This window comes from Methylomonas sp. AM2-LC (assembly GCF_039904985.1).
Lineage (GTDB): Bacteria > Pseudomonadota > Gammaproteobacteria > Methylococcales > Methylomonadaceae > Methylomonas.
In genome coordinates this window covers 841,760-867,827 of sequence record NZ_CP157005.1, presented here as the reverse complement: position 1 = coordinate 867,827, position 26,068 = coordinate 841,760, and the positions used below count along the sequence as shown (strand labels likewise).

The following is a 26,068-nucleotide window of genomic DNA, read 5'->3' as shown; positions in this document are numbered from 1 at the left end:
AAAAATCTAAACACATAAGTTGACAGCCCAGCCATCTTAATAATTCAAGATCTGTAACTTTCCGCCCCTACCTCACGACAGGTTTAGCTTTGACACACTTTTGTTTAAACGTTTACTACACCTTTAGAGGTGTCGAGTTCCCCGCTACCATTTTTTATTACCTTATCACCTACTCCCTAACCTCTTCCTTATCCTCTTCCCTGTTCGTGCCATCCATGCTCCCTAGTACACTCCAAAAACCTTTAGCCTGACCGATACTCACGGCATTCTGTGATACACCACGAATTATTCCACACCGATATGGTGATTTTCGTTACACATCCGTGACAGTTTGCGGAAATGTAATACAAACACACATCAAATCGACTTGTTCGCTACGTCGAATTGCAACAAGCAAGCACAGTAAGTAAATAGTGGTTAAATTGATCGAGTTGCTTGCTGTTTGGCTGTCTCTTTATGTGCGGCAGATTATTTCAGAACTAATCGTGGATTACGGTTACACCCTAGTGACAATTCGCGAAAACACCCCACAGATGTATTACACTTACACCCCCGCTCTGCTGACTTAAGCCATATAAAACAGCAATTGTTATAAATCTGTAACATTTGTGCTTTACACTTCCCAGCCGTACTCGGGGTTGGTACCCGGTTTTTTTGCACGTACCGTGTGCATAACGGAAAAGGATCTGCATTGAACGAAAACGACTATTTGCTGGACGATAAAAAACATATCGTCTCTATGCGGCTGAATAATGCTGATCGCATATCTATGCGCTCTACAGCTGCGCGCCTGTTTGTGCGCGAATCGGAATTGTACCGCTTTGCTGTGTATCATTTATTACACAGACTGCATCGCTTACACGATGAGTCTAGCTCTGGCAGTGATTTACTCCCCTTGTTTCTGGAATTCCGCGAGGAACTTAATTTCCACCTGGGTTTAAAAAAGAACCAGTTGTTTAAAATCTTTAATGGTAAAAACACCGCTCCGGATAAATTTGTGGCCATGTCAGATATAGAGCTGTTGTTACTGCCACACCATGCAGTACGCCAACGCCTGTTACAAACCGCCGATGCCAGCAAATTTAAACAGGCCAATACGTCAACCTGGCTGGAAGCTTATTTACTGGATAAGTATCGACTTGAACAGCCAGAAGATAAAATGGTCGTTGAAGATTAACCAGAGTGACAGCATTGCGCTTTAATACTGCTGATACCAACTGACTAGCTCCGCCTCGGCCATCGGCTTGGCAAAATAATAGCCTTGCACTTCGTGACAGTGGTAGGCAAGCGCACAATTTAGTTCTGCAACCGTTTCCACACCTTCTGCCACCGTTTGCAAACCCAAATTATCCGCCAGCGCAATAATAGCCTTTACTATGGCCTGATTTGCCGGCGTATTTTCTATATTACGAATAAAGGATTGATCGATTTTAATGCGGTCAATCGGAAACTTTCCTAAATAACTAAGACTGGAATAACCGGTACCAAAATCATCTATAGCCAGTTTAACGCCCTGACTGCCTAATTCGTTTAGGGTTTGCACCGCCAATTCGGCACGCTTCATAATCCCGCTTTCTGTCAGCTCCAATTCCAAATATTGTGCATCAATACCGGTGTCTTGAATAATGCTCTTTACCTGCTGGCAAAATGCCGGTTGTTGAAATTGTAGTGCCGAGATATTAACCGCCATACGCAATGCGGGTAAGCCTTGTTGCTGCCAACGCAATTGTTGCAGACAGGCCGCTCTAAGCACCCATTCGCCTATGGGTACGATTAACCCCGTTTCTTCGGCAATGGGGATAAATGTAGCTGGCGACACCATGCCTAAATGGGGATGATGCCAGCGTAACAAGGCTTCTACACCAATAATTTGGCGATCACTTAAACGGATTTGCGGCTGAAAAAAAAGCGAAAACTCATTGGCTTCCAAAGCCATGCGTAATTGGGTTTCTACCCCCATGCGACTGATTTTACCCGATTCCATTTCCGGGCTGTATATCATGTACGCATTACGTCCGCGCTCTTTTACTTCATACATGGCTGCATCGGCTTTGCGGATTAAGCCATCAATATCTTCTGCATGTTTGGGATAAAAAGCCATGCCCATACTGGCGGTAATTTTTATGTCACGACCAAAAACCGGCATAGGCAATTGCAGTTGATCAATAATAGTTAACAGCACTGCTTCAGCATCTGTCTGGTGATTAATATTTTGCAAAATCACCACAAACTCATCCCCACCCAAACGAGCGACCGTATCCGATTGACGAACACTGGATAGTAAGCGCTCAGCAGTAATCATCAATAAACGATCACCAAAGCTATGCCCCATACTGTCGTTAATAAATTTAAAGCGATCCAAATCAACAAATACCAAAGCCAATACGGTTTTGTTGCGTGCCGCATTTTGACAGGCTTGTTGCAGACGATCATTGAATAGTAGGCGATTGGGTAAACCGGTTAGCTGATCGTAATGCGCCAGCATATAAAGATCGCGTTGACGACGCAAAGTAATACATTCCAGTAAGGCGTGGCCAGTTGCCATGCCGACATAGATGCCGTCTTCCAGCACGATAAAACCGCTAACCATATGCCGCATACCGGCATCCAGAATAATTTTGGAAATGTCATCAATATTGGCATTGATATCAACAATAATAGGATGAGCGTCCATAATTTCTGCAATAGATGTTTTATGCAGCAAATCTCTGGCAAACGGGCGGAGAAAAATTTCTGTCATCCGCCCACGGTCGATAATGCCAACCGGGATATGATTTTTGTCAATAATCACTACCGCCAGTAACTCTTCGTTGCTGATAAAATGATCCAACACTTCTACACAACGGGTTTTTATGCTGATGGGTTCTACATAGATCAATAGATGTCTGACGGAAAAAGAGAACTCATCCTCTCCGAACGGTTGCTTTTTAACATCGTTTAGAGCAATATCGAATGAGTCTATTGGGAAAAACATCATGTTTTTTACACCCATTAAAAAAAGTTTCTTTAAATTAAAGCACTTATTTATGACGATTTAATTACAGCGCCTTTTAGGCAAATCAACGGTTTTTATTCCTCCTTAGCAGTTTTATAATTCCCACTCAGCCTATTATCTTGTTTGTTTGGAAACATTATGACCATTACCCCTAAAGTATTTCCTGTTTTAATTGCTAACATCAAACAGTCCCTTGACAGTCAGGCTGAGTCTATAACCGCACTTGATGAGGCCATCGGCGATGGCGATCATTTGCTCAATTTACAACGTGGCTTACAGGCTTTGGAAGCCAACAGTGCCACCATTAGCCTGTTATCCTGGCCTGAAGCCTGGCAGAAAATAGGCATGCTGTTAATGTCGTCTGTCGGCGGCGCCTCCGGCTCTTTGTATGCCACTTTATTTTTAAGTTTACACAAACACAGCAGTGATCGGTGTTTGGATTTTCCTCACTTTTCACAAATATTTTCCCTAGCCATTGCGGCGGTAAAACAACGCGGCAAGTCTGATGTAGGCGAAAAAACCCTGTTGGATGTATTAATTCCTGTTGCCCATTGCTTACAACAGAGCGCGGAGGCTAATCAGGATTTAACACTGGTTTTAGATAACCTTTGCCAGGTGGCGGCAACGGGTGCAGAAGCCACTCGCGACATGCTCGCCACTAAAGGCCGGGCATCGTTTTTAGGTGAACGTAGCCGTGGCCATATTGATGCTGGCGCTAAAACCGCAGAACTAATGATATCCGCCGTAGCTAGCGTGTTGAAAAGCGAAATTGCAGTGGGCCAGATTAAACCATAGAACTAAGAGTGTAGTAAGCATTAACTTTCCGGTTTGGCTCAACCCGTTTGTATTAATTTTCTTCCGATACGTCGCCCGTTGATTGGCACATCTACGAATTACACGCCTTGTAGGATATACCAACCAACGAGCGGCGCATCAATCTTGCACAATGTGCGCCACCTATACAGGAAAGTAATTTTTAAGCAAATTCTTAGTCAGCATACTTATTGTGCAAACACTGACAAAACCCTGATTTAACAGGTATAATACTGAGATGCTACTTACTTAAGAAACATTTATACATTCAATGACGTAGGCTGGGTTGAACAAAGTGAAACCCAGCCTACGGCCTATACCACACATACCTATAGGCTATAGTTATATAAAATATACCCTTAAGAAAGCGCCATTCGTATAATACCCTTTTTATATTTATCGGACAGTGTGTGAATACTAAAGAATACATGCAGCAATTGGGGCAGCAAGCCAGACAGGCCGCCAGAGAGATTTGCAAAGCCGACACTGGCCAAAAAAATCGCGCCCTGTTGAACATAGCGGAAGCAATAACAGCTGCCAGCGCCACCTTAAGCGTGGAAAATAGCAAAGATCTTCAGGCCGGCCGTGCTAATGACATGGATGCAGCCTCGCTGGATAGACTGGAATTAACACCTCAGCGCATGCAAGCCATGATAGATGGCTTAAAACAGGTTGCAGCCTTACCCGATCCTGTGGGTGAAATTACTGACTTGAGTTTCCGACCCAGCGGTATTCAGGTGGGTAAAATGCGCGTGCCACTTGGAGTGATTGGTATTATTTATGAATCGCGCCCCAATGTTACTATTGATGCTGCGGCTTTGTGCCTTAAAGCAGGCAATGCCTGTATTTTACGCGGCGGTTCCGAATCCTTACACTCTAACCGCGCCATTGCCGCCTGTATTACACAAGGATTGCAGGCTGCGGGCTTACCTGCTGAGTCTGTACAGGTCGTAGAAACGGCAGACCGAGCAGCCGTGGGTGAACTGATTACCATGAGCCAGTATGTCGATGTGATTGTGCCGCGCGGTGGTAAAAGTCTGATTGAACGTATCAGCCGCGAAGCCACTATTCCAGTGATAAAACATTTAGATGGTATCTGCCATGTGTATATTGATGGTAAAGCTGACATCCAAAAAGCGGTGGCGATTGCACTCAATGCCAAAACCCATCGCTATGGCGTGTGTAATGCAATGGAAACTTTATTAGTCGCCGAAAGCATCGCCGTTGAAATTTTACCCATTTTGGCAGCATTGTTTGCTGAAAAACAGGTGGAACTAAGAGGCTGCCTGAAAACCTGCTCTCTGCTTGATAATTGTGTACGAGCCACTGAAGCAGATTGGCATACTGAATATCTGGCCCCGATTCTATCAATTAAAATTGTTACTGATATAGACGAAGCTCTTAGTCATATAAACACTTACAGTTCGGCCCATACCGAAGCGATTGTTACTGAAGATTACAGTCTGGCACGACGTTTTTTACGTGAAGTCGACTCCAGTTCGGTTATGGTGAATGCCTCTACGCGTTTTGCCGATGGTTTTGAATATGGCTTGGGCGCTGAAATTGGCATTAGTACCGATAAATTACATGCCAGAGGTCCTGTAGGCTTACACGGCCTGACTTCTGTGAAATTTGTAGTTTTGGGTGACGGTCATATCAGGCACTGATGATTGGTATTTATGGTGGCACCTTTAATCCTGTCCACTACGGGCATTTGCGCACAGCAGTAGAAGTAAAAGAACGGCTGGCACTGCAGCATATACGCATGCTGCCTTGTCGCTTGCCTGCACATCGACAACAACCTGAAGCATCTCCCGAAATGCGCCTGTCCATGCTGGAACTGGCCATTTCTGCAACCCCAGGCTTGCAAGTTGATCAGCGCGAACTACAGCGACCGGGACCGTCTTATATGGTAGACACTCTGCAATCTTTACGCACCGAATTTGCAGAGACGCCTTTAATTTTGATTATTGGTAGCGATGCATTTGCCGGATTGGAAAGCTGGCATGAATGGCAGCGACTGTTCGAATATGCGCATCTGGTGGTTGTTACCCGCCCCGGTTATATGCCGCAAGCATTGCCACCTGTTTTGCAAACACGCTGGATTGAAGATCAGGCTCTTTTAGCGCACCAGACTGCTGGACACTTGCTTTTTTTAAGCGTTACTCTACTGGATATTTCCGCCACGCAAATTAGACAACTCATAGCCAGCGGCAGCAGTGCGCAGTTTTTATTACCCGATGCTGTTCTGGCTTATATCCAACAACATCAATTGTTCCAACAAACCCCTCCATTACCCTCAGGATATTGAATGCAAAGTAACGAATTAGTTAAAGTAGTTGAAACCGAACTTGATTTACGTAAAGGACTACATATCATCAGCTTGGATGTACAGAATAAAACCAGTATTACCGATTATATGGTAATCGTTTCCGCCAGCTCATCGCGCCATGCCCGCTCTTTGTGCGATTATGTGCAGATAAAGGCTAAAGAACTGGGTGTTCAACCTTTGGGACTGGAGGGACAAACTGGTTCCGACTGGATGTTGCTGGATCTGGGGGATGTAATTTTGCATGTAATGACTGGACAAGCCCGCGAATATTATCAACTGGAAAAATTGTGGTCAGTACCAGCCAGCGCAGAATCTCAGTCTAAAACCGGTGCGCCCTGATCACTGCTACACGATGAGCTTGGGCAAATAAACTGGCAATTGTGACCGCACATTAAAATTATCATTCGCTATAAACTCAAGAATTGCTGATTTCAGTCGATGACAAGGTAATGATTAGGAGGGAATATGAAATATTCATCACTGTGGATTTTTGCCATATTATTACTTGTTATGTTGACGGGGTGTGCCAGTAACGGTTCTAAATATCAGGCCGAATCACAAGGCAAAGTTTTTCGCGCTTCCGGTTTTGCGCGGTTGGAAGAGGGTTTTAATGTACCAGCCAATCAGCGTTGGTTAATGGCAGAGCAAGCCGCAAAGCGAGATGCAAACCGGGATTTGGCCGCCCAGTTGTATCAGGAAGTGCTGGATGACCAAAACACCGTTGGCTCACAAGTCATGAAGGACGAAGCGTATCGCATTTATGTCGACACGTATTTACGCGACGCACGTTCTGTCGACAAACAAACGCTGAAAGATGTACTTAAAGCCACTATGGAATTAAAAGTAAGCCCCCGATTCTATACCTGTATGTCGGGAGATACTGCGCAAATTAATCGATGTCTGAAAGAAGATAAAAAGCTGGGGTTGACACGTTTGGGTTTTAAACCTGCCCGTATCACTACCGTTAACCTGAATTGTGCCAATACGGATTGCGGCGATCAATATCAAGTACAGGGCTTTTCTAAAACCACTAATAGTGTTGATGATACCCTGTTAAATGCGGGCTTGCCCGATTCACAATGGATAGTCCATACCGGTGCCAGCCTGTTCGCTCGCGCTTATTTCTTGCAGGTACTGATCAATGGCTATTAGTCGTCTGCTGCTAATTTTGCTGCTGCTCACAGCCTGTAGCGAAACCAAACAGCCGCTTAATGCCAGCGAGGTTTCTGCCCGGCAAACCAGTGCAGAAGGAAGTGCATTGATGGCACAAGGCGACAAACCGCAAGCCAGACGCGAAGCCATAGAAGCAGCAACACAAATAGCTGCCGAACAATTACGCGGAAAAAATACAGGCAATTCGCCATTAATGACCGAAATTAAGGTGGTTGATGAGTGGCAAGAAGGTAATGTATATCATGTACAGATTCTGGCACAATTATCTGATAAACAAGTTTGCGAGTCAGCGTATCGCAAAAAAATCGTAGCCACCGCATTTCCTGTTGTGAATACTGACCAAATCAGCGGCAGCGAAAGCCAAGACTTGTTTGGGGGCATTCCCAGAGAAATTAATAATCGCTTAACAGAAAGCGGCGACTTTATCGGTCGCAACCTGACTAATACCGTTCTTTACAGTAAGCCCGATCTGGCACCAGACATTTTACCTTCGACCAGCTATGTTGGCTCCAGCATACTCAATATTGCTCGCCAACAGGATGCTCAATTTGTATTAGCCGGTGTGATACGTGACTTTAAAATTGAATCAACCCAATATGTGCGTGGTACGGGTCTGTTTGCGGAAATTAAGTCTCTGGTTAGAGATATGGTATCACGGCGTAGCATAGGCATTGATATCTATGTCTACGACGGCTTCAGCGGCGCTCTAGTGTTTCAACATCGTTATACGGATTCTATTCTTGGCGATGTGTCTTTACCCGCAGGTTATACCGTTGGCAGTGAACGCTTTAATGATACCCCTGCAGGACATAGCATTAATACCATCATTCAACAAGCCAGTGATGATATTCGCCGACTGTTTCTGTGCTTTCCTTTTGCCAGTCGTGTTACACAAATTAGTCAAAACCATATTATCATTGCTGCCGGCGCTCAGGATAAGGTCAAAACGGGGGATCAATTCAAAGTTTATCCTGCCAGCAGTACGACTAGCGGCTTTGGCACCACTTTTCCTGCAAGCCAGGGCGTATTAACCATTACGGATGTGAGTTCCAATGCCGCCATGGGCACGTTGGATGGTGGTGAGATATTAAGCGTACATCCCGGCGACTGGGTAAAAAGCGCGACATTAAAATAATTATTCAGCGTAATTATTTGATCATTTTAAAAAATGGGCTGTAAGCTCAGTAATGACAGATTATGCACTACCTAATAAGTACTCAATATCGGTTTTTATGCGGGCAGGTGTTATCAACGAACCATAACGTTTGTAGACTTTACCTTCTCTATCAATTAAAAATTTAGTGAAATTCCATTTGATAGCTTCAGTAGCCAAAATGCCCGGCGCAGCGGTTTTCAGATACGTAAAGAGTGGATCAGCCTGCTTACCATTCACATCTATTTTAGCTAATACTGGAAAACTAACCCCGTAATTTTTCTGACAAAAACTGACAATACCGGCATTATCGCCCGGCTCTTGCTGACCAAATTGATTACACGGAAAACCTAAAATCACAAAACCGTCTTTTTGATAGTTTTGATAAAGCGTTTCCAGACCTTGATATTGCGGAGTGAAGCCACAATGACTGGCCGTGTTAACCATTAATAACACCTGCCCCCGATACTTTTCCAGTGGTAATGCTTGCCCATCGGCAGTCTTAACGGTAAATGCATAAATACTGTGCATGTTTAACCTTTCCTGATAGTTTAAAGTAACTGGGGGTAAACGCAATGCCAGCTATCCAGCCTGATTTAACCCTATGATTTTAACTGTTAATCGATTGCAAAATCGTCGTTATTATCATGTATAATACCTGCAAATTGCTAACATACAATCCATGAATTGATGTGGCGCAACACAATGTAACCCATTTATAGCTTTACGCTGAATAGTTACCCTTACAGGTTTTCCCGAAAACACTTTTTTGAGATGTCTTTTATGAGAGTTAAAAGTTATAAATTTTTTATCCAGTCTGTCGTTTTAAGTTTGTGCCTGGGACTTTTTGGCAGCACTTCAGTATTTGCGGCAGATTTAGCTTCGCCACAAGTGGCAATTGAAGACGCCTCAAATAAACTGAAACAACACTTGCAAGACCCTAATTTTGCACACGATTTTCAAAAAATAACCGACTTTGTTAACCAAGTAATTTATCCACAAATTGATTTTGATCTAATTTCCTCTCTGGTACTGGGTAAGCTTTGGAAAGAGGCTACTCCCAATGAAAAAGAAAGCTTTAAAAAAGAATTTCAAACCTTGTTGATCAGAACTTATTCGCGCGCACTGTTTGAACTGAAAGATTGGTCAGTCAGATTTTTGCCTATCAACAGCGAGGGTGATGACAAAAAAGTAGTGGTTAAAACTGAAATTTTACAACCCGGCCTGCAACCCATTTCTATCAATTATCGTATGCTAAACACACAAAATGGTTGGAAAGTGTACGACTTTATCATTGAAGGTGTCAGTCTGGTTACCAATTATCGTACCGGCTTTAAAAATGATGCGGAACGTGCTGGCTCGTTACAAGAAGTTATTAATCAATTAGCTAAAAAGAATGCAGAAGCATTAAATAATACTAACTCTGACAAATCTTAATTTTTTTCTATTCGTAAAGTTCCCGGTTTTTAAGTAACCGGGAGCTATCAGCTATGCCATTCGAGAAAGACTCTCTTTACGCTAATCCGCTCGGAAAAGTTGCTGCTTTTAAATTCGACGCCTCTGTAGTCGATGTATTCCCGGACATGATTCAACGCTCTGTTCCTGGTTACAGCACTATTATTTCGGCGATAGGTTTACTCGCCGGTCGATTTAGTCGTGACAATAGTTATTGCTACGATCTGGGGTGTTCTTTAGGCGCAGCTACACTGGCCATGCAACAGCAAATTACCGCTGAAAATTGCCGGATTGTAGCAATAGATAACTCTCCAGACATGGTTGAGCGACTACAGAAAACTCTACCCCCTAATTCCACACAGATGATTGATGTCATTTGTGGAGACCTTAGAGATATAAGCATAAAACAAGCTTCTGTCGTAGTTCTTAATTTTACCCTGCAATTTATTCCACTAGCCGACAGGCAGCGATTGTTATCGCGAATCTACGCAGGATTATTGCCTGGAGGCATTCTGATTTTGTCTGAAAAACTGGCTTTCGACGACCCTCGCCAACAGCACTTGCAAAGTGATTTACATCATCTTTTCAAAAAAAACCAAGGTTACAGTGATATGGAAATCAGCCAGAAACGAACTGCACTGGAAAATGTACTCATCCCAGAAACCTTTGTGACACACCAAAATCGCCTACAGAATATTGGTTTTAGTAGCGTGGAAGTTTGGTTTCAATATTTTAATTTTGCATCAATGATCGCTTTAAAATAAACCCAATTCTGTCTGGCAATTAGCGACTGTGTAAGGGGCTTTAACAAGCCGAAAAGCTTTCCAGAAAACACCGGATACAAACATTGGCAGTTTTCGGATAAAATTCTGTTATTAACATTTAGTACGTGGAGTAATATGGGTGAGCACTTTAACCATTTTGGAATTTCCTGACAGACGCTTGAGAACGGTAGCAAGCGAAGTAAGCACCGTTGACTCAAGCATTAAAACATTGATCGACGACATGCTGGAAACCATGTATGCTGCCAAAGGTATAGGCTTGGCTGCCACTCAGGTGAATGTACATAAACGTCTGATTGTCATTGATGTCAGTGAAGATAAAAATGAACCTTTGTGCCTGATTAATCCAGTCATTTTAGAATCCAGCGGTAGTGAAGATTCCGAAGAAGGCTGTTTATCCGTACCTGGATTTTTTGAATCTGTCAGTCGAGCTGATCGAATTAAGGTGCGAGCACTTGATCGTGAAGGCGAACCATTCGAATTAGAAACCGACGGCTTACTGGCTGTTTGTATTCAACACGAAATGGATCATCTACAAGGCAAACTGTTTGTCGATTATTTATCCACGCTTAAACGCAGCAGAATCAAAGCAAAGTTGGAAAAAATCCATAAAGCCCATGCCTGAACTAAACTAACATGAAAATTATTTTTGCAGGCACTCCAGATTTTGCGGTACCCTGCTTACAAGCATTGCTTGAGTCAACACATGAAGTGTGCGCAGTTTATACCCAGCCAGACCGACCAGCTGGCAGAGGTCGCAAGCTGACAGCTAGTCCTGTAAAAGCACTGGCACTTAGCGCCGACATTACGGTTTTTCAACCAGAAAACTTTAAATTGCCCGCAGATGTTGAAACATTAGCCCATTTAAATGCTGATCTACTAATCGTAGTGGCTTATGGACTCATTTTGCCGCAAGCAGTTTTAGACATTCCTAAATTGGGATGTATTAACGTTCACGGCTCACTATTACCTCGTTGGCGTGGTGCGGCCCCTATTCATAGAGCAGTGATGGCGGGTGATGACAAAACCGGCATTACCATTATGAAAGTGGTTAAAAAACTCGACGCAGGCGATATGCTTTATAAATTGGAATGCGCAATAACGCCAACAGATACATCCAGTAGCTTACATGATCAACTTGCCAAACTTGGAGCTAAAGGCTTAGTAGAAACCCTGGGACTCATTGAGAAAGGACTGTGTATTCCAGAGCCTCAAAACGAAGCATTGGTAACCTACGCCCATAAACTGGAAAAAAGTGAAGCCCAACTTGACTGGCGGGAATCTGCAGTAGTTCTGGATAGAAAAATTCGCGGACTAAACGCTTGGCCTGTCGCTCAAACGCTATTCAAAGGGGAAGTATTAAGAGTATGGCAATGTGCTGTTATTGAGGACGAAGGACCGCTACCCGTTGGCACAATCAGCACTGAAAATAATGCACTGGATATCACTACTGGCCAAGGAATATTACGCTTACTTGAGATACAGTTACCGGGTGGCAAACGCATTGCAGGAAAAGACTTTCTCAACGCTCAACACGCTAATGGCGTCGAGCTAGGCATATGAATTTACGTAGCATTGCCGCACTGATAGTGTCACAGGTTATCAATGATGGCATGTCTCTAACCCGAGCATTATCGACCCAGCTACCGAAACTTAAGGAAAACCAGGATCGTGCCTTTGTTCAAGCACTCTGTTATGGTGTTATCAGACATTATTTTGAGTTGGACTTCATACTTAAGCAATTGCTTAGCAATCCACTTAAACAAAAAGATGGCGACATCAAAGCGCTACTGTTGCTAGGCCTTTATCAACTTCAACACATGCGGGTTAAAGCGCATGCAGCTGTGTCTGAGACAGTTGCCGCCACCAAACACAAGCCTTGGGCAAAATCTTTAGTTAACGCCATACTCAGACAATATTTGCGTGATAGCGAAGCTTTACAACTGGCTTGTACAGGTAATGATCAAGCGCGTAACAACCACCCCGCATGGATAATACATGCGCTGGAAGAAAACTGGCCATCGCAATCTGTGCAAATTTTGCAAGCAAATTTACAAGCACCACCCATGGCTTTACGTGTAAATTTATTACAAGGTAGCCGCGACGACTATCTAGACCTACTCTTAGAACAGGGCATTGCTGCACAAGCAGTTGATTTTTGCTCGTCTGCACTGCTGCTTGATCAAGCAGTAGGCGTTGACCAGTTACCTGGTTTCGAAACCGGACGCGTTTCAGTACAAGATATAGCCGCACAACTGGCTGCAGAACTACTGGAGGTTCAACCCGGTCAACAGGTTTTAGATTTATGTGCAGCGCCCGGCGGCAAAACAGCCGCCATTCTTGAGCATCAACCAACCTTAAAAAGCCTGCTTGCTGTTGACATTGACGCTCTACGTTTGCAGCGTATCCAAGACAATTTACAACGCCTAAAATTAACGGCGGATACATTGGCTGCTGATGCTTTACAAGCAAGTAACTGGGCAAAAAACCGGCAATTTGAGCGTATTTTATTGGACGCACCTTGCTCTGGATTTGGCGTGATACGTCGCCACCCGGATATAAAAATACTACGCAGAGTATCTGACATTGCTACGCTGCAATCGTTACAAAGCCAAATACTCGATACAGCCTGGCAACTATTGGCACCCGGAGGAATTTTGCTATACGCCACCTGCTCGGTGCTTAAAATAGAAAATGAACAACAAATAACAGCGTTTTTGCATCGCCATCACGACGCATTTGAAATTCCAATCCTAGCTGAATGGGGAACAGCAAGGCCTGTGGGGCGGCAGATTTTAAGCGGTGAACAACAAATGGATGGCTTTTATTATGCCAAACTTGGCAAAAAGGTTTAACAGCGGCTTAAGCCCGTTATTCAGTACGTCAAAAGCAAACCATACTCCATCACTTTCAAGCTTATTGTTTGATATTGGACTGCATTTTGTTAACTGTTTCTATAGGCAGAACCTTAAGATTAAAGCGACAAATTTGCCAATTTATTTTGTAATCCTATTGAGTCTCAATGCCTGCTCACCACTTAGTCATAGCAATGAATATGCGGCTAAAGTGCGCTATGCAGAACTTCTGAAAACACCTACAGCTTATACCGTTGCAGCTGAAATAAAATACTTGCTTAGCCCTACAGCCAAAGAAGCATTGCATAAAGGCATCCCTCTGGCCTGGGATATTTTGATAGAAATTCGTCAATCCGGCTTGCTATTTAATAATGCCGTTTATCAAAAAAAATTACCTTATTCACTACAATTTCATGCTTTATTAAATCAATATGAGGTTAAAACACCGGGTCAGATTGAAATGTTTTTAACCTTGAATTCGGCAATTAACTTTATGTCGATGATACATGATACCTCGCCGATTGATAAAGCCATGCTGAAACCTGAGCAGCATTACGAACTTGCCGTTAGGACTGTATTTAATCGTGAATTTCTACCCATACCCTTGCGCCCAGTAGCGTATCTGGATGATCAATGGTTTTTATCGAGTGACTGGTTGATATGGCCTATTCAAAAATAAAGCTGCCTGCAAGCGTTTCTATCTTCGTGCTGTTTGGCTTTGTATTACTATCCTTACAATTAATGAGCAGTGCCACACAGGAATCGTCCCAACTGGGGGAAATGTATTCCTGGTTATTGGTCATTAATACTCTAGGCTCAATTATTTTGCTTGGCTTGGTGGCTGTCAATGCCTATTCACTGATACGCGAACTAAAGAAAAAAGAAGCGGGGTCTCGACTCACGACGCGCATGGTTTCATTGTTCGTGCTTCTGGCTCTGGCACCTGCCGCCATTGTATTTTACTTTTCAGTACAGTTTTTACATCAGGGTATCGATAGTTGGTTTAATGTCGAAATTGACCGCGCCATGGACGACGCACTTGAACTTAGCCAATCTTCCCTGTCACAGCGTATGAACTGGCATATCAAACAAACGCGACAGATTGCAGCACAATTACAAGATAAGTCCGAATCCTTAATTGCTTTAGAAATTGGCAATCTGTGGACCGATTCCGGTGCAATGGAAATTGCCGTATTTTCTAATCAGGGACGTATTATTGCTTCCAGCAGTACTAATCCTGGCGACATAGTTCCGCACCTACCTGATGAACAAATTTGGTTGCAGCTGCGGCAAAATCGCGAGTATTTTGCTTACGACCCTAGTGAAAACGATGAAATGCTCGTACGCATCATAGTCCCCATTCAGCGCGATCAAAGTCGCTATCTTCAGGTTTTATATCCAGTACCCGTACGCGTGACCGATCTGGCTGATTCCATCGAATTTGCTTTTATTCGCTATCAGGAAATGACTTTTTTACGTGATTCGCTAAAAACCAGTTTTTCTCTGATTTTGTTGCTGGTTTTATTGCTGAGTATGCTGGCGGCCATTTGGGTAGCTTTCATCATTATTCGCAATATAGTCGCTCCGGTAAAAGACCTGGTTAAAGGTACTCAGGCTGTTGCCAGTGGCGATTATAAACAACAACTACCCATCACAAATCAAGATGATTTAGGTTTCTTGGTGGAATCATTCAATTTAATGACACGTCGCATCGCCCGCTCCCGAGACGAAACCCGTTCCGCAGGTCTGGAAGTGGAAAACCAGCGCGCTTATCTTGAAACCATACTGGCCAATTTAACTGCCGGGGTTATCAGTTTTGATGCCGTTTTTTCTATTCGCACTGCTAATCAAGCCGCGTACCGGATTTTACATATTCCTGTTAGTCATTTTGTCGGACAGACCCTAATGACACTTTCCAGCAAACATGCAGAATTAGCAGAAATGCTAAACAGCATTCAACAATTACTGGAAAAAGCCGATGAAATCTGGGAACAGCGCACCGTTTTTCTTGGCCCTAATGGTCGACAGGAATTACTCTGTAGAGGTACACCACTTTTTTCTCAGGATGGTGTTCGCACAGGTGCTGTCGTGGTTTTTGATGATGTAACCGATCTAATTCAAGCGCAAAAAAATGCTGCTTGGGGGGAAGTTGCCCGGCGTTTGGCACACGAAATTAAAAATCCGCTAACACCTATACAGCTATCTGCAGAACGCTTGCAACACAAACTGTCTAAAGAACTTCAGGATAGTTCAGCTGAATTTCTGCAGAGAGGCACACGCACGATTGTCCAACAAGTAGAAGCAATGAAACGCATGGTTGATGATTTTTCAGAATATGCTCGACCGTCAAAAAAACAAGTTGAAAAAATCAATCTAGTTGAATTAATTCAGGAAGTTATAGCCTTATACTTACCTTCTGGAATTTTGTTTAACACTTCGTTTTCTACCGGCGCGGTTATCGTGGAAGTTGATCCTGTTAGTATCCGTCAGGTTCTGCATAATTTATTGAAGAATGCTCAGGAAGCCACTTCCTCACAATGTCGTATTGATATTAAAACAGCTAAAATGATTCGAAATAACGTAGAGTACGTGGAGTTGACTATTTATGATAACGGTAGCGGCCTGGATGCCGAGCGGATTGAAACTATCTTTGAACCCTACGTCACTAGTAAAAGTAAAGGGACAGGCTTAGGCCTAGCTATCGTTAAAAAAATAATCGAGGAACATGGCGGAGCGATTTGGATAGATAAGTCATATAATGCTGGAGCTGGTTTTGTAATTCAGCTGCCGGTTTTTGAATTTGGGAATAATCAATGAATAAGCAAGCACCTTACATAATGGTGGTCGATGACGAACAGGACATTCGGCAATTGGTTTCAGAAATCCTTGAGGATGAAGGCTACGATGTCGCCATGGCACAAAATGCCAGCGAAGCCCGGGCTCTAAAAAATCAGCGTCCACCCCATTTGATTTTATTGGATATATGGATGCCTGATAGTGATGGCATTACGTTGTTACGTGAATGGGTAGCGGAAGATGATGCGCTTTGCCCGGTGATTATGATGTCCGGCCACGCTTCTGTTGAATCGGCTGTAGAAGCCACCCGACTAGGTGCTTACGATTTTCTTGAAAAACCTTTATCACTGGCAAAATTATTATTAATTGTAGAGAGGGCATTGGAAACCAGCTCCTTACAACGCGAAAACGCCGGTCTAAAGCAGCAATTAATGATAGGTGTTGATCCTATTGGAAAAAGCGCCGTCATAGAACGCACTAAAGATAAGGTTAAACGCTTAGCTCAACACGATGCACGCGTATTATTTGTTGGTGAAGCCGGGGTCGGTAAGGAATTATTTGCTCGCTATCTACATCATAACAGTCCACGTAGAGACGGCCCCTTTGTTGACGTATCGGTAGGCAGCATTTCCCCCGAAAACTCTGCTGTTGAGTTTTTTGGTCGGGAAGATAACGGCAGAATATATCGAGGTTTACTAGAACAGGCCCATCGTGGCACTTTATTTCTGGGTGAAATTGGTGGCATGGACCCAGAAACTCAGACACGACTGCTTAGCGCATTACAATCTAGTTCTTTTCTGCGAATTGGTGGCAGCCAAACGGTACGTGTTGATGTGCGGGTAGTGACCTCAACACGCATGGCTCTAGATGAAGAAGTCAACCAAGGACGCTTCCGTCAGGATCTATATTACCTGTTAAATGTCGTCACAATAGAGGTCCAACCCCTACGCGAACATAGTGAAGATGTACCCAGCTTGTTAAATTTTTATGTTGATCATTTCGTCGTACACGAAAAACTACCCTTTCGGCGTTTTTCGATGGCTGCGCAAAATTATCTGCGTAACTATAACTGGCCGGGCAATATTCGTGAGCTTCGTAATCTAGTCCAACGCCTGATGATTTTGGGCGCTGGCGGCGATATTGAGCTGGACGAAGTGAAATCGGCATTGGGTTCTATCGCCGAACAACCGAAATTGGGTAGCAATGTTCCAGAGTTTTTTAACCTCCCTTTGAAAGAAGCCAGAGATCATTTTGAAAAATCTTACCTTGAATATCACTTCGAAAAAACCGGTGGTAGTGTCGCTAAACTGGCGTCAGCTATTGGGATGGAGCGTACTCATTTATACCGAAAACTACACTCATTAAAAATTAAGCTATAAATTAACTTGATGTTAAGCGATAGTTTGAGTAGAATCCTCTTTTTTATAGACAGCCTCAGAGTTTAAGAAGCAAAGATGAAAACATTTAGTGCAAAGCCCGCAGAAGTTAAGCGCGATTGGTACGTGATTGATGCAGAAGGAAAGACGCTTGGTCGCCTTGCTACTGAAATTGCACGACGTCTTCGCGGTAAACACAAACCCGAATACACACCGCACGTAGATACTGGCGATTACATTATCGTCATTAACGCAGAAAAAGTTGGCGTAACCGGCAACAAAGAAAAAGACAAAATGTATTATCGCCACACAGGCTTTATTGGTAATATGAAGTCCGCCTCTTTGGGTAAACTTAGACAAACTTTTCCTGACCGGATCATTACCACCGCAGTACAAGGCATGTTACCTAAAAATCCATTAGGTCGTGCCATGTTCAAAAAATTAAAAGTGTACGCTGGTTCCGAGCATGGTCATCAGTCTCAGCAACCTAAAGTTTTAGAATTATAACAGGTAACTAGTTTATGGCAGCTCAATACTACGGCACAGGTCGTCGCAAAAGCGCAATCGCACGCGTATACGCTACAATCGGTTCAGGACAATTTACCATCAACAGATTACCTGTAGATCAATACTTCGGTCGCAAAACCGACGAAATGATTGCCAGACAACCTCTGGAATTACTAGGAAAAACTGGCGATTTCGACGTTAACATTTTTGTTACTGGTGGCGGTCCTTCAGGACAAGCTGGTGCAATTCGTCATGGATTAACACGCGCTTTAATGGTTTTTGATGAACAGTTAAGACCTACATTAAGAAAAGCAGGTTACGTCACTCGTGACGCCCGTGAAGTTGAACGTAAAAAAGTCGGTTTACACAAAGCCAGAAAACGTCCACAGTACTCAAAACGTTAATTGGTTCTCAATCGAACACAAAAAAGCCGCTATACAGCGGCTTTTTTGTGTTCGAAAACTTTCTCGCACGGACACAAAAGCTTTATTCCCTATTCAAGGGATATAATACAGATGTAAAAAAAGTTGGATACGCTTGAGAAGCACAGCAATTGCAAAAGTTACTCTATCCACAAACTGGCAATTAAAATTTAAATGCCCCTTATTCACACAATAATGCACGCTCACTTAGGATAAAGAAATCCTATCGTCAAAAGTTATTATCAAGCCGTATTGCTCTAACTTCTAGCTGAACATTTGGCACCACCAAAGCCGCACTAAAGCCAACATCTACTGCAAACTCAATAATATTCCAATCTTGCGCATGCCCGTATTGACAAGGTATATTGACAAAACGCAAATTTGCCAACATATCGACTTCACATTGATCGAGACCTATCCCCATACCTCGCCCAACGGCTTTGACAAATGCTTCCTTTTTCGTCCAAAGCTGATAAAATACAACTAATTGTTCGCTAATGTGTAAACTGCTCCAGACAGTAAACTCCATTACCGACAAAACCCGTCTGGCAATTTCGTGCAAAGCGTTCCTTGGTTTAATTTGTTCAATATCAATACCGATATTCTCCAAATCAGATACCGCGATAACCAACTTATTGGCAGAATGGGACAGATTAAAATACAAGGCATGATCACACAAAATCGGCTTACCGTATTTAGCTTTTGCAAAATGCAAACTGGCTGGTTCAACGGCTAAATAGCTTGCTAATGTAGTTCTCAGCAAACCTCGCACCAAAATAAATCTGTTGCGTAACAAGGCACTTTTAAAGCCAGCAGCCCGAGTTAGTTCTTGCTGATCCAACATTGCTGTATAGACGGCTATCAAATCGTTATCAGCAATTAGCTCACCCTGCCAGATATCTACTACAGGCATTTACTTAAGACTCGGTTGCAAATATTGGTTATAGACATGAAATTTACACATTTACACAGCAAATTACTCGGAATTTCTTGACGAAACGTCATAAAGACAGTAGTTTATTCAACCTTTTTTATTAAATTTTCACTCAGAACTGTTGTAAACTATCATGCTGGTATAAAAACACCAGCAATACATTATATATAGTTCATTTTTTCATATTCAGTCGTTTTTTTCGAGGGCGTTAAATTGGAACTCAGTGGCGGACAAATCATTGTCCAGTGTCTTAAAGACGAAGGCGTCGAATTTATATTCGGCTACCCCGGCGGCTCGGTCTTACATATCTACGATGCCATTTTTCATCAAGATGATGTAAAACATATTCTGGTGCGCCACGAACAAGGCGCAACTCACTCAGCTGACGCCTACGCGCGTGCAACCGGCAAACCAGGTGTAGTGCTGGTGACATCAGGCCCAGGCGCTACCAACGCAGTGACAGGCATTGCAACAGCCTATATGGATTCAATTCCCATGGTCATCATTTCCGGACAGGTTCCCTCGCCTGTCATCGGCAGTGACGCCTTTCAAGAAGTTGATACGGTGGGTATTACCCGTCCATGCGTCAAACATAATTTTCTGGTTAAAGATGTCAGACACTTGGCTGAAACCATCAAGAAAGCATTCTATGTTGCCTCAAGTGGACGACCTGGCCCAGTATTAGTCGATGTACCCAAAGACATTACAGACCCTAATATTAAAGTACCCTACCATTACCCCAAAAAGGTAAGTATGCGTTCTTACAATCCGGTGCTGATTGGCCATAAAGGCCAAGTTAAAAAAGCGGTTGAACTGATACTCTCCGCTCAGCGACCTATTATTTACGCTGGTGGCGGCGTCATTTTAGGCGAAGCGCATAAAGAATTAACCGAACTTACACACTTGCTTGGCTTTCCTATTACCCAAACATTAATGGGGCTAGGAGCCTTTCCTGCTACTGACAAACAGTTTCTAGGCATGCTGGGCATGCACGGCACTTATGAAGCTAATATGGCAATGCACGAAAGCGATGTCATATTAGCTATAGGCGCACGTTTTGACGACCGGGTAACAGGTAAATTAACCGAGTTCTGTCCATACGCCAAGATCATTCACATTGATATAGATCCTGCCTCAATTTCTAAAACTGTTAAAGTTGATATCCCCATCGTCGGCGATGTTAAACCCGTATTAGAACTGATGATAGAACTGCTTAAAGACAGCAAACAAAAACCAGCTAAATCAGCACTTAATGATTGGTGGCAACGTATTCAAAATTGGCGAGCAGTGCATTGCCTGGAATATGACCGGAATAGCCGATTAATAAAACCGCAATATGTCATCGAACAACTCTACGAGGTAACTCGTGGCGATGCGTATATTACCTCTGATGTAGGTCAACACCAGATGTATGCTGCACAGTTTTATCCATTTGACAAACCAAGGCGCTGGATAAATTCAGGCGGCTTAGGTACCATGGGATTTGGATTACCTGCTGCCATTGGGGTTAAACTGGCATTTCCAGAAGCGGATGTTGCCTGCGTTACTGGCGAAGCCAGTATCCAGATGTGTATTCAGGAATTGTCAACAGCATTACAATACAATGCACCCGTTAAAATTATTAATCTGAACAATCGCTACATGGGCATGGTCAGACAATGGCAAGAGTTTTCCTATCAAAGTCGTTATTCTCAATCTTATATGGATACCATACCGGACTTTGTCAAACTGGCAGAAGCCTACGGACATGTAGGAATTTTGATTGAAAAACCGGAAGATGTGCGGGGTGCATTAGAACAAGCGTTTGCCATGAAAGATAGAACCGTGTTTCTGGATTTCATTACCGATCGAACTGAAAATGTTTATCCTATGATAGAAGCAGGCAAAGGCCATCACGATATGAAATTGCGAGTTGCGCCGGGTACTCCGGTTGACAGGGAGCTATCTTAATGAGACATATTATTTCTATTTTGATTGAAAACGAATCTGGGGCTTTATCGCGGGTAGCAGGCCTTTTTTCAGCTCGTGGATACAATATCGAATCTTTAACTGTAGCTCCAACCGAAGACCCTAGTTTGTCGCGAATGACTTTGGTTACTCGCGGCAATGATGACATCATTGAACAAATTACCAAACAACTTAATAAACTCATTGATGTCGTCAAATTAATTGACTTGGCAGAATCGGCACATATCGAACGCGAATTGATGCTGGTTAAAATCAAAACCACTCAAGACAGTCGCGAAGAAGTCAAACGTATGGTTGATATTTTTCGAGGCCAAATTATTGATGTAACCCCAAATAGCTATGTAATCGAAATGACAGGACAATCAAGCAAACTAGATGCCTTTGTACATGGCTTTGAAGACGGCAGCATTATTGAAGTCGTGCGCTCTGGACCTACGGGTATTTCCAGAGGCGAAAAAGGCTTACACCTATAACCATTTTAAATTTACCCAGCAACGAGAAAAAACTTATGCAAGTTTATTACGATAAAGACGCCGACCTATCAATCATTAAAAATAAAAAAGTAGCCATTATAGGTTATGGTTCACAAGGACACGCGCACGCCAACAATCTGAAAGATTCGGGTGTTGATGTTGTGGTGGGGTTACGTGCTAACTCTGCATCTGTCGCCAAAGCAACTGCTAGCGGACTGACAGTAAAAGATGTACCAGAAGCCGTTGCATCAGCTGATGTAGTCATGATACTGACTCCCGATGAGTTTCAATCACAACTCTACAAAACTGAAATTGAGCCCAACATCAAAAAAGGTGCTGCCTTAGCTTTTGCACACGGTTTTTCAATTTTATACAATCAGGTTGTTCCACGAGCGGATCTAGATGTCATCATGATTGCACCCAAAGCACCAGGTCACACGGTGCGTTCTGAGTTCGTCAAAGGTGGTGGCATACCTGATTTAATCGCCATCCATCAAGATGCTTCTGGACAAGCAAAGGCACTATGCCTGTCATATGCTTCTGCAATCGGTGGCGGTCGTTCCGGAATTATTGAAACCACATTCCGGGATGAAACAGAAACTGATTTATTTGGGGAACAAGCAGTATTGTGTGGTGGGGCCGTTGAACTCGTAAAAGCGGGTTTCGAAACACTCACAGAAGCTGGCTATCCTCCTGAAATGGCTTATTTCGAATGTCTACATGAGCTAAAACTGATTGTGGATTTAATGTATGAAGGCGGTATTGCTAACATGAATTATTCCATTTCAAATAACGCCGAATATGGCGAATATGTTACAGGCCCCAAAATAATCAACGAAGAAAGTCGCTGGGCTATGAAGCAAGCATTAGAAAATATCCAAAAAGGCGAATATGCCAAGCAGTTTATACTGGAAGGTCAAACCAACTACCCAGAAATGACAGCTAAACGCCGCTTAAATGCTGAGCACCCAATCGAACTGGTAGGCGCTAAATTGCGCGGCATGATGCCTTGGATTAAAGCCAACCAAATCGTTGATAAAAGTAAAAACTAAGCTACTTAAAAAAGCCCGTCAGCGACGGGCTTTTTTTTAGACTATGCTCGGAGTGATTGCCCCTGTATACTGATCAAACTTAAAATTTTGGCGTCTAGATTTCTGTTGGAATATACCAAAACTAAAACTTGCCAAATGTTAATCTGTAGTGAGCATACACTAAATGAAAACAAATATTTTGCAGACAGAGCGATGATACATACACCTCCACCTCGTCACCGTGGCATTTATTTGCTACCTAATTTATTTACCACTGGCGCTATGTTCGCTGGTTTTTATGCCATCACATCCGCCATTAATGGTAGATTTGAAACGGCCGCTATTGCTATGTTCATTGCTATGGTTTTGGATGGGCTTGATGGTCGAGTTGCCCGATTAACCAATACACAAAGCGAATTTGGCGTGCAGTACGACAGCTTGTCAGATATGGTGTCTTTCGGAGCAGCGCCTGCCATTGTGATGTATTTATGGACCTTGTCCAGCATGGGACAAGCTGGATTATTTGCGGCATTTGTTCATATGGCGGGTGGCGCTTTAAGGTTAGCCAGATTCAACACCCAAGTAGAAACTGCAGACAAACGCTATTTTCAAGGCTTACCCAGTCCTGCTGCGGCCGCTATTTTAGCTGGTGGTTTATGGTTTTGCGTAGCAAATGGCTATGAGGTAGAAAACATTAAATATCTGGTGCTACTCACAACAATCGCCACTGGTTTATTGATGGTGAGCAACTTCCGTTATTCCAGTTTCAAGGAAATCGACTTTAAAAACAAAGTACCATTCATTGTAGCTATTATTACCATGTTAGTAGTGAGTTTCATTCTGGCGCAACCACAGCGTATGCTATTTTTAGTCTCCGTGGCTTATGCAATCTCTGGTCCGATAATAACGCTAGTGCAACGAAAAAAAAGACTACAAAGCCGCAAAACCTAAATCATGACTGCAGCTGGCAAGTTTCTATTAAACGCTTTTGAGCAACAATGGCATACTTACCTTCAGCAAGTCAAACTCTGTCGCCATGACTGTAATTCAGAGACGATACACGATTTAAGAACCTGCAGTCGGCAATTACTAGCCACCATTCAACTTATTCAGACACTGAGTCCAAAACGGCCTATTGAAAAAGCTCGTAAAGTTATCAAGACTCTCCTGGATAGCTTTGATGAATTGCGAGATACACAAGTGATGTTGCTCGAAATTAACCAACATCAGATTGATATACCCGAACTAGTTCCTTTCTATCTGTATTTGACACGGAAAGAAGCACAACTACTGCTACAAAGCCAAGTCTATCTTAGTCAATATCGCAGCTATAAACTCAAACAAAAACTCAAAAAGACCACACTATTTTGCAAACGGTTATGCAAAAATCATAACTTAGCTGCCGAAATTTTAATGATCATTGATGAAATTTACGCAACCTTATTAACACGCAACCAAAATGTTGATATAACCGATTTAAGTACCATTCATCATCTACGTTTATCGGTAAAAAAACTGCGTTATTTACTTTCAACGTTACAACCAATACTACCTGATTCCAACAAAAAATCCCTTGAACAAATTAAATCCCACCTGACATTATTGGGTAATATTCAAAATTCAGCAGTATTAACCAACAACTTAAGACAATTTTACAAGCAACAAATGCCTGAAACTATTCATACCGCTTTTCAAAAGCAACAACAGGAATTATTGCAGACCTTTATTCAACAACAAGACATAATATTAAATTTCTGGTAACTGATTTTCTTGAGTTCAAAACGTATCGTTGCAATTGCTTGCGAATATCATTTACCTGAATTTACCGATTTAACTCATTAATCTTCTCAAATAACTATCACGCTTACCTTCCCAACAAAACCATCTTTTTTGTGTTAGTTTAATAACAGTACAAACAAAATTGTTATTTATGCGACCAAGTCAATTCGACATAAAAAAAGATTTATCCTTTTAGATACAATTAGTTAAGTATAACAAAAAAACTGGCACGACCATTGCTCTATCTTAATTGCTATCAACAAAACACACGTTCAAGAGGAGAAACATCATGGCATTACGTCAATGTGCTATTTACGGCAAAGGTGGTATCGGTAAATCGACCACTACCCAAAATTTAGTTGCTGCTTTGGCAGAAATGGGTAAAAAAGTAATGATCGTCGGTTGCGACCCTAAAGCCGATTCTACCCGTTTAATTCTACATGCAAAAGCACAAAACTCTATCATGCAAATGGCAGCAGATGCCGGTAGCGTGGAAGATCTAGAACTGGAAGATGTATTAAAAGTGGGTTACGGCGATGTTAAATGCGTCGAATCCGGCGGTCCAGAGCCAGGAGTAGGTTGTGCTGGTCGTGGTGTTATTACTGCCATCAACTTCCTTGAAGAAGAAGGCGCATACACAGATGATCTAGACTTCGTATTCTACGATGTACTAGGTGACGTTGTTTGCGGCGGTTTCGCGATGCCTATTCGCGAAAACAAAGCACAAGAAATTTACATCGTTTGCTCTGGCGAAATGATGGCTATGTATGCAGCTAACAATATTTCTAAAGGTATCGTTAAATACGCTAACTCTGGCAGCGTTCGTTTGGCTGGTTTGATCTGTAACTCACGACAAACAGCTCGTGAAGACGAACTAATCATGCAATTAGCTCAAAGAATGGGTACCACTATGATCCATTTCGTACCACGTGACAACGTTGTACAACGTGCTGAAATTCGCCGTATGACAGTTATCGAGTACGAACCAACTGCTAAACAAGCTGATGAATATCGTCAATTAGCACAAAAAATCTTCCATAACAAAAATCTGGTCATCCCTACCCCAATTACTATGGATGAATTAGAAGAACTGCTGATGGAATTCGGCTTGATGGAAGAAGAAGACGAAAGTGTGATCGGTAAATCAGCTGTTGTAGCGTAAACAGTTTATCACCGTCAAAAGACTGGTATTGGTGGGCAGATAGAATGCCCACCATGCTACTA

General features: G+C 42.8%; 26 protein-coding genes and 1 riboswitch. Of the genes, 23 read left to right on the top strand and 3 right to left on the bottom strand.

Features of this window, described 5'->3' with window-relative positions; translation table 11 throughout:
* Positions 1 to 18 precede the first annotated feature (18 nt).
* Positions 19 to 98, bottom strand: a riboswitch (cyclic di-GMP riboswitch).
* Positions 99 to 691: 593 nt separating this feature from the next.
* Positions 692 to 1,177 (top strand): hypothetical protein, encoded by a 486-nt coding sequence (locus ABH008_RS04075; protein WP_347988575.1) that lies wholly within the window; start codon positions 692 to 694, stop codon positions 1,175 to 1,177.
* 21 nt (positions 1,178 to 1,198) lie between these two features.
* On the opposite strand, the gene ABH008_RS04070 is transcribed toward ABH008_RS04075, so the two are convergent.
* Positions 1,199 to 2,977, bottom strand: coding sequence for an EAL domain-containing protein (locus ABH008_RS04070; RefSeq protein ID WP_347988574.1), 1,779 nt, complete (start codon positions 2,975 to 2,977; stop codon positions 1,199 to 1,201).
* Between the two features lie 156 nt (positions 2,978 to 3,133).
* Here ABH008_RS04070 and dhaL point away from each other — a divergent pair, with 156 nt between their 5' ends.
* The 6 genes from dhaL (at position 3,134) to ABH008_RS04040 (ending at position 8,448) form a co-directional block, all read left to right on the top strand.
* Positions 3,134 to 3,790 carry a dihydroxyacetone kinase subunit DhaL gene (gene dhaL / locus ABH008_RS04065; protein ID WP_347988573.1) on the top strand — a complete coding sequence of 219 codons (657 nt, stop codon included), beginning with the start codon at positions 3,134 to 3,136 and terminating at the stop codon, positions 3,788 to 3,790.
* 446 nt (positions 3,791 to 4,236) lie between these two features.
* Positions 4,237 to 5,475, top strand: a complete 1,239-nt coding sequence (locus ABH008_RS04060) for a glutamate-5-semialdehyde dehydrogenase (RefSeq protein WP_347989947.1) — start codon at positions 4,237 to 4,239, stop codon at positions 5,473 to 5,475.
* Positions 5,475 to 6,119 carry a nicotinate-nucleotide adenylyltransferase gene (gene nadD, locus ABH008_RS04055; RefSeq protein ID WP_347988572.1) on the top strand — a complete coding sequence of 215 codons (645 nt, stop codon included), beginning with the start codon at positions 5,475 to 5,477 and terminating at the stop codon, positions 6,117 to 6,119. Before ABH008_RS04060 ends, nadD begins: the two co-directional genes overlap by 1 nt.
* Positions 6,120 to 6,479 (top strand): ribosome silencing factor, encoded by a 360-nt coding sequence (gene rsfS, locus ABH008_RS04050; RefSeq protein WP_347988571.1) that lies wholly within the window; start codon positions 6,120 to 6,122, stop codon positions 6,477 to 6,479. It begins immediately after the preceding gene.
* 126 nt (positions 6,480 to 6,605) lie between these two features.
* Entirely contained in the window at positions 6,606 to 7,292 is a 687-nt protein-coding gene (locus ABH008_RS04045) for a hypothetical protein (RefSeq protein WP_347988570.1), read from the top strand.
* Positions 7,282 to 8,448, top strand: coding sequence for a flagella assembly protein FlgT middle domain-containing protein (locus tag ABH008_RS04040; RefSeq protein ID WP_347988569.1), 1,167 nt, complete (start codon positions 7,282 to 7,284; stop codon positions 8,446 to 8,448). Before ABH008_RS04045 ends, ABH008_RS04040 begins: the two co-directional genes overlap by 11 nt.
* A gap of 60 nt (positions 8,449 to 8,508) precedes the next feature.
* Here ABH008_RS04040 and ABH008_RS04035 read toward each other — a convergent pair whose 3' ends face one another.
* A complete protein-coding gene (locus ABH008_RS04035) occupies positions 8,509 to 8,997 on the bottom strand; it encodes a glutathione peroxidase (RefSeq protein ID WP_347988568.1) in 489 nt (162 codons plus the stop codon).
* A 252-nt stretch (positions 8,998 to 9,249) separates the two neighbouring features.
* On the opposite strand from ABH008_RS04035, the gene ABH008_RS04030 reads away from it, so the two are divergent.
* The 10 genes from ABH008_RS04030 to rpsI all read left to right on the top strand — a co-directional run bounded on the left by ABH008_RS04030 (position 9,250) and on the right by rpsI (position 18,641).
* Positions 9,250 to 9,903: an ABC transporter substrate-binding protein gene (locus tag ABH008_RS04030; protein ID WP_347988567.1), complete on the top strand. Its 654-nt coding sequence runs from the start codon at positions 9,250 to 9,252 to the stop codon at positions 9,901 to 9,903.
* Between the two features lie 53 nt (positions 9,904 to 9,956).
* Positions 9,957 to 10,685, top strand: coding sequence for a carboxy-S-adenosyl-L-methionine synthase CmoA (cmoA, locus tag ABH008_RS04025; RefSeq protein WP_347988566.1), 729 nt, complete (start codon positions 9,957 to 9,959; stop codon positions 10,683 to 10,685).
* Between the two features lie 139 nt (positions 10,686 to 10,824).
* The gene (def, locus tag ABH008_RS04020; protein ID WP_347988565.1) at positions 10,825 to 11,328 is read left to right on the top strand and encodes a peptide deformylase; all 504 of its coding nucleotides are present in this window, start codon (positions 10,825 to 10,827) and stop codon (positions 11,326 to 11,328) included.
* Between the two features lie 11 nt (positions 11,329 to 11,339).
* Positions 11,340 to 12,266, top strand: a complete 927-nt coding sequence (gene fmt / locus ABH008_RS04015; protein WP_347988564.1) for a methionyl-tRNA formyltransferase — start codon at positions 11,340 to 11,342, stop codon at positions 12,264 to 12,266.
* Entirely contained in the window at positions 12,263 to 13,558 is a 1,296-nt protein-coding gene (gene rsmB, locus ABH008_RS04010) for a 16S rRNA (cytosine(967)-C(5))-methyltransferase RsmB (RefSeq protein ID WP_347988563.1), read from the top strand. Before fmt ends, rsmB begins: the two co-directional genes overlap by 4 nt.
* Before the next feature lie 133 nt (positions 13,559 to 13,691).
* On the top strand, positions 13,692 to 14,237 hold the full coding sequence (locus tag ABH008_RS04005) for a DUF4390 domain-containing protein (protein ID WP_347988562.1): 546 nt from the start codon (positions 13,692 to 13,694) through the stop codon (positions 14,235 to 14,237).
* Positions 14,219 to 16,375, top strand: coding sequence for an ATP-binding protein (locus ABH008_RS04000; RefSeq protein ID WP_347988561.1), 2,157 nt, complete (start codon positions 14,219 to 14,221; stop codon positions 16,373 to 16,375). Before ABH008_RS04005 ends, ABH008_RS04000 begins: the two co-directional genes overlap by 19 nt.
* Positions 16,372 to 17,733, top strand: coding sequence for a sigma-54 dependent transcriptional regulator (locus tag ABH008_RS03995; protein WP_347988560.1), 1,362 nt, complete (start codon positions 16,372 to 16,374; stop codon positions 17,731 to 17,733). Before ABH008_RS04000 ends, ABH008_RS03995 begins: the two co-directional genes overlap by 4 nt.
* A gap of 75 nt (positions 17,734 to 17,808) precedes the next feature.
* Positions 17,809 to 18,237: a 50S ribosomal protein L13 gene (gene rplM / locus ABH008_RS03990; protein WP_347988559.1), complete on the top strand. Its 429-nt coding sequence runs from the start codon at positions 17,809 to 17,811 to the stop codon at positions 18,235 to 18,237.
* Between the two features lie 14 nt (positions 18,238 to 18,251).
* Complete coding sequence (gene rpsI, locus ABH008_RS03985; protein WP_347988558.1) at positions 18,252 to 18,641, top strand: 30S ribosomal protein S9; 390 nt, start codon at positions 18,252 to 18,254, stop codon at positions 18,639 to 18,641.
* 247 nt (positions 18,642 to 18,888) lie between these two features.
* Here rpsI and ABH008_RS03980 read toward each other — a convergent pair whose 3' ends face one another.
* Positions 18,889 to 19,572: a 4'-phosphopantetheinyl transferase superfamily protein gene (locus tag ABH008_RS03980; protein ID WP_347988557.1), complete on the bottom strand. Its 684-nt coding sequence runs from the start codon at positions 19,570 to 19,572 to the stop codon at positions 18,889 to 18,891.
* 234 nt (positions 19,573 to 19,806) lie between these two features.
* On the opposite strand from ABH008_RS03980, the gene ABH008_RS03975 reads away from it, so the two are divergent.
* The 6 genes from ABH008_RS03975 to nifH all read left to right on the top strand — a co-directional run bounded on the left by ABH008_RS03975 (position 19,807) and on the right by nifH (position 26,006).
* A complete protein-coding gene (locus ABH008_RS03975; RefSeq protein WP_347988556.1) occupies positions 19,807 to 21,543 on the top strand; it encodes an acetolactate synthase 3 large subunit in 1,737 nt (578 codons plus the stop codon).
* Positions 21,543 to 22,034, top strand: a complete 492-nt coding sequence (ilvN, locus tag ABH008_RS03970; protein WP_347988555.1) for an acetolactate synthase small subunit — start codon at positions 21,543 to 21,545, stop codon at positions 22,032 to 22,034. The genes ABH008_RS03975 and ilvN overlap by 1 nt, the downstream gene beginning before the upstream one ends.
* A 35-nt stretch (positions 22,035 to 22,069) precedes the next feature.
* A complete protein-coding gene (ilvC, locus tag ABH008_RS03965) occupies positions 22,070 to 23,086 on the top strand; it encodes a ketol-acid reductoisomerase (RefSeq protein ID WP_347988554.1) in 1,017 nt (338 codons plus the stop codon).
* 192 nt (positions 23,087 to 23,278) lie between these two features.
* A complete protein-coding gene (pssA, locus tag ABH008_RS03960) occupies positions 23,279 to 24,016 on the top strand; it encodes a CDP-diacylglycerol--serine O-phosphatidyltransferase (protein ID WP_347988553.1) in 738 nt (245 codons plus the stop codon).
* A gap of 3 nt (positions 24,017 to 24,019) precedes the next feature.
* On the top strand, positions 24,020 to 24,826 hold the full coding sequence (locus ABH008_RS03955) for a CHAD domain-containing protein (RefSeq protein WP_347988552.1): 807 nt from the start codon (positions 24,020 to 24,022) through the stop codon (positions 24,824 to 24,826).
* A 307-nt stretch (positions 24,827 to 25,133) separates the two neighbouring features.
* Entirely contained in the window at positions 25,134 to 26,006 is an 873-nt protein-coding gene (gene nifH / locus ABH008_RS03950; protein WP_347988551.1) for a nitrogenase iron protein, read from the top strand.
* Positions 26,007 to 26,068: the final 62 nt, after the last annotated feature.

Bases quoted from the DNA above. Each gene is read 5' to 3' on its own strand.
- ABH008_RS04070 (WP_347988574.1), bottom strand. From the start codon at position 2,977: ATGATGTTTTTCCCAATAGACTCATTCGATATTGCTCTAAACGATGTT.
- dhaL (WP_347988573.1), top strand. From the start codon at position 3,134: ATGACCATTACCCCTAAAGTATTTCCTGTTTTAATTGCTAACATCAAA.
- ABH008_RS04060 (WP_347989947.1), top strand. From the start codon at position 4,237: ATGCAGCAATTGGGGCAGCAAGCCAGACAGGCCGCCAGAGAGATTTGC.
- nadD (WP_347988572.1), top strand. From the start codon at position 5,475: ATGATTGGTATTTATGGTGGCACCTTTAATCCTGTCCACTACGGGCAT.
- rsfS (WP_347988571.1), top strand. From the start codon at position 6,120: ATGCAAAGTAACGAATTAGTTAAAGTAGTTGAAACCGAACTTGATTTA.
- ABH008_RS04045 (WP_347988570.1), top strand. From the start codon at position 6,606: ATGAAATATTCATCACTGTGGATTTTTGCCATATTATTACTTGTTATG.
- ABH008_RS04040 (WP_347988569.1), top strand. From the start codon at position 7,282: ATGGCTATTAGTCGTCTGCTGCTAATTTTGCTGCTGCTCACAGCCTGT.
- ABH008_RS04035 (WP_347988568.1), bottom strand. From the start codon at position 8,997: ATGCACAGTATTTATGCATTTACCGTTAAGACTGCCGATGGGCAAGCA.
- ABH008_RS04030 (WP_347988567.1), top strand. From the start codon at position 9,250: ATGAGAGTTAAAAGTTATAAATTTTTTATCCAGTCTGTCGTTTTAAGT.
- cmoA (WP_347988566.1), top strand. From the start codon at position 9,957: ATGCCATTCGAGAAAGACTCTCTTTACGCTAATCCGCTCGGAAAAGTT.
- fmt (WP_347988564.1), top strand. From the start codon at position 11,340: ATGAAAATTATTTTTGCAGGCACTCCAGATTTTGCGGTACCCTGCTTA.
- rsmB (WP_347988563.1), top strand. From the start codon at position 12,263: ATGAATTTACGTAGCATTGCCGCACTGATAGTGTCACAGGTTATCAAT.
- ABH008_RS04000 (WP_347988561.1), top strand. From the start codon at position 14,219: ATGGCCTATTCAAAAATAAAGCTGCCTGCAAGCGTTTCTATCTTCGTG.
- ABH008_RS03995 (WP_347988560.1), top strand. From the start codon at position 16,372: ATGAATAAGCAAGCACCTTACATAATGGTGGTCGATGACGAACAGGAC.
- rplM (WP_347988559.1), top strand. From the start codon at position 17,809: ATGAAAACATTTAGTGCAAAGCCCGCAGAAGTTAAGCGCGATTGGTAC.
- rpsI (WP_347988558.1), top strand. From the start codon at position 18,252: ATGGCAGCTCAATACTACGGCACAGGTCGTCGCAAAAGCGCAATCGCA.
- ABH008_RS03980 (WP_347988557.1), bottom strand. From the start codon at position 19,572: ATGCCTGTAGTAGATATCTGGCAGGGTGAGCTAATTGCTGATAACGAT.
- ilvN (WP_347988555.1), top strand. From the start codon at position 21,543: ATGAGACATATTATTTCTATTTTGATTGAAAACGAATCTGGGGCTTTA.
- ilvC (WP_347988554.1), top strand. From the start codon at position 22,070: ATGCAAGTTTATTACGATAAAGACGCCGACCTATCAATCATTAAAAAT.
- pssA (WP_347988553.1), top strand. From the start codon at position 23,279: ATGATACATACACCTCCACCTCGTCACCGTGGCATTTATTTGCTACCT.
- ABH008_RS03955 (WP_347988552.1), top strand. From the start codon at position 24,020: ATGACTGCAGCTGGCAAGTTTCTATTAAACGCTTTTGAGCAACAATGG.
- nifH (WP_347988551.1), top strand. From the start codon at position 25,134: ATGGCATTACGTCAATGTGCTATTTACGGCAAAGGTGGTATCGGTAAA.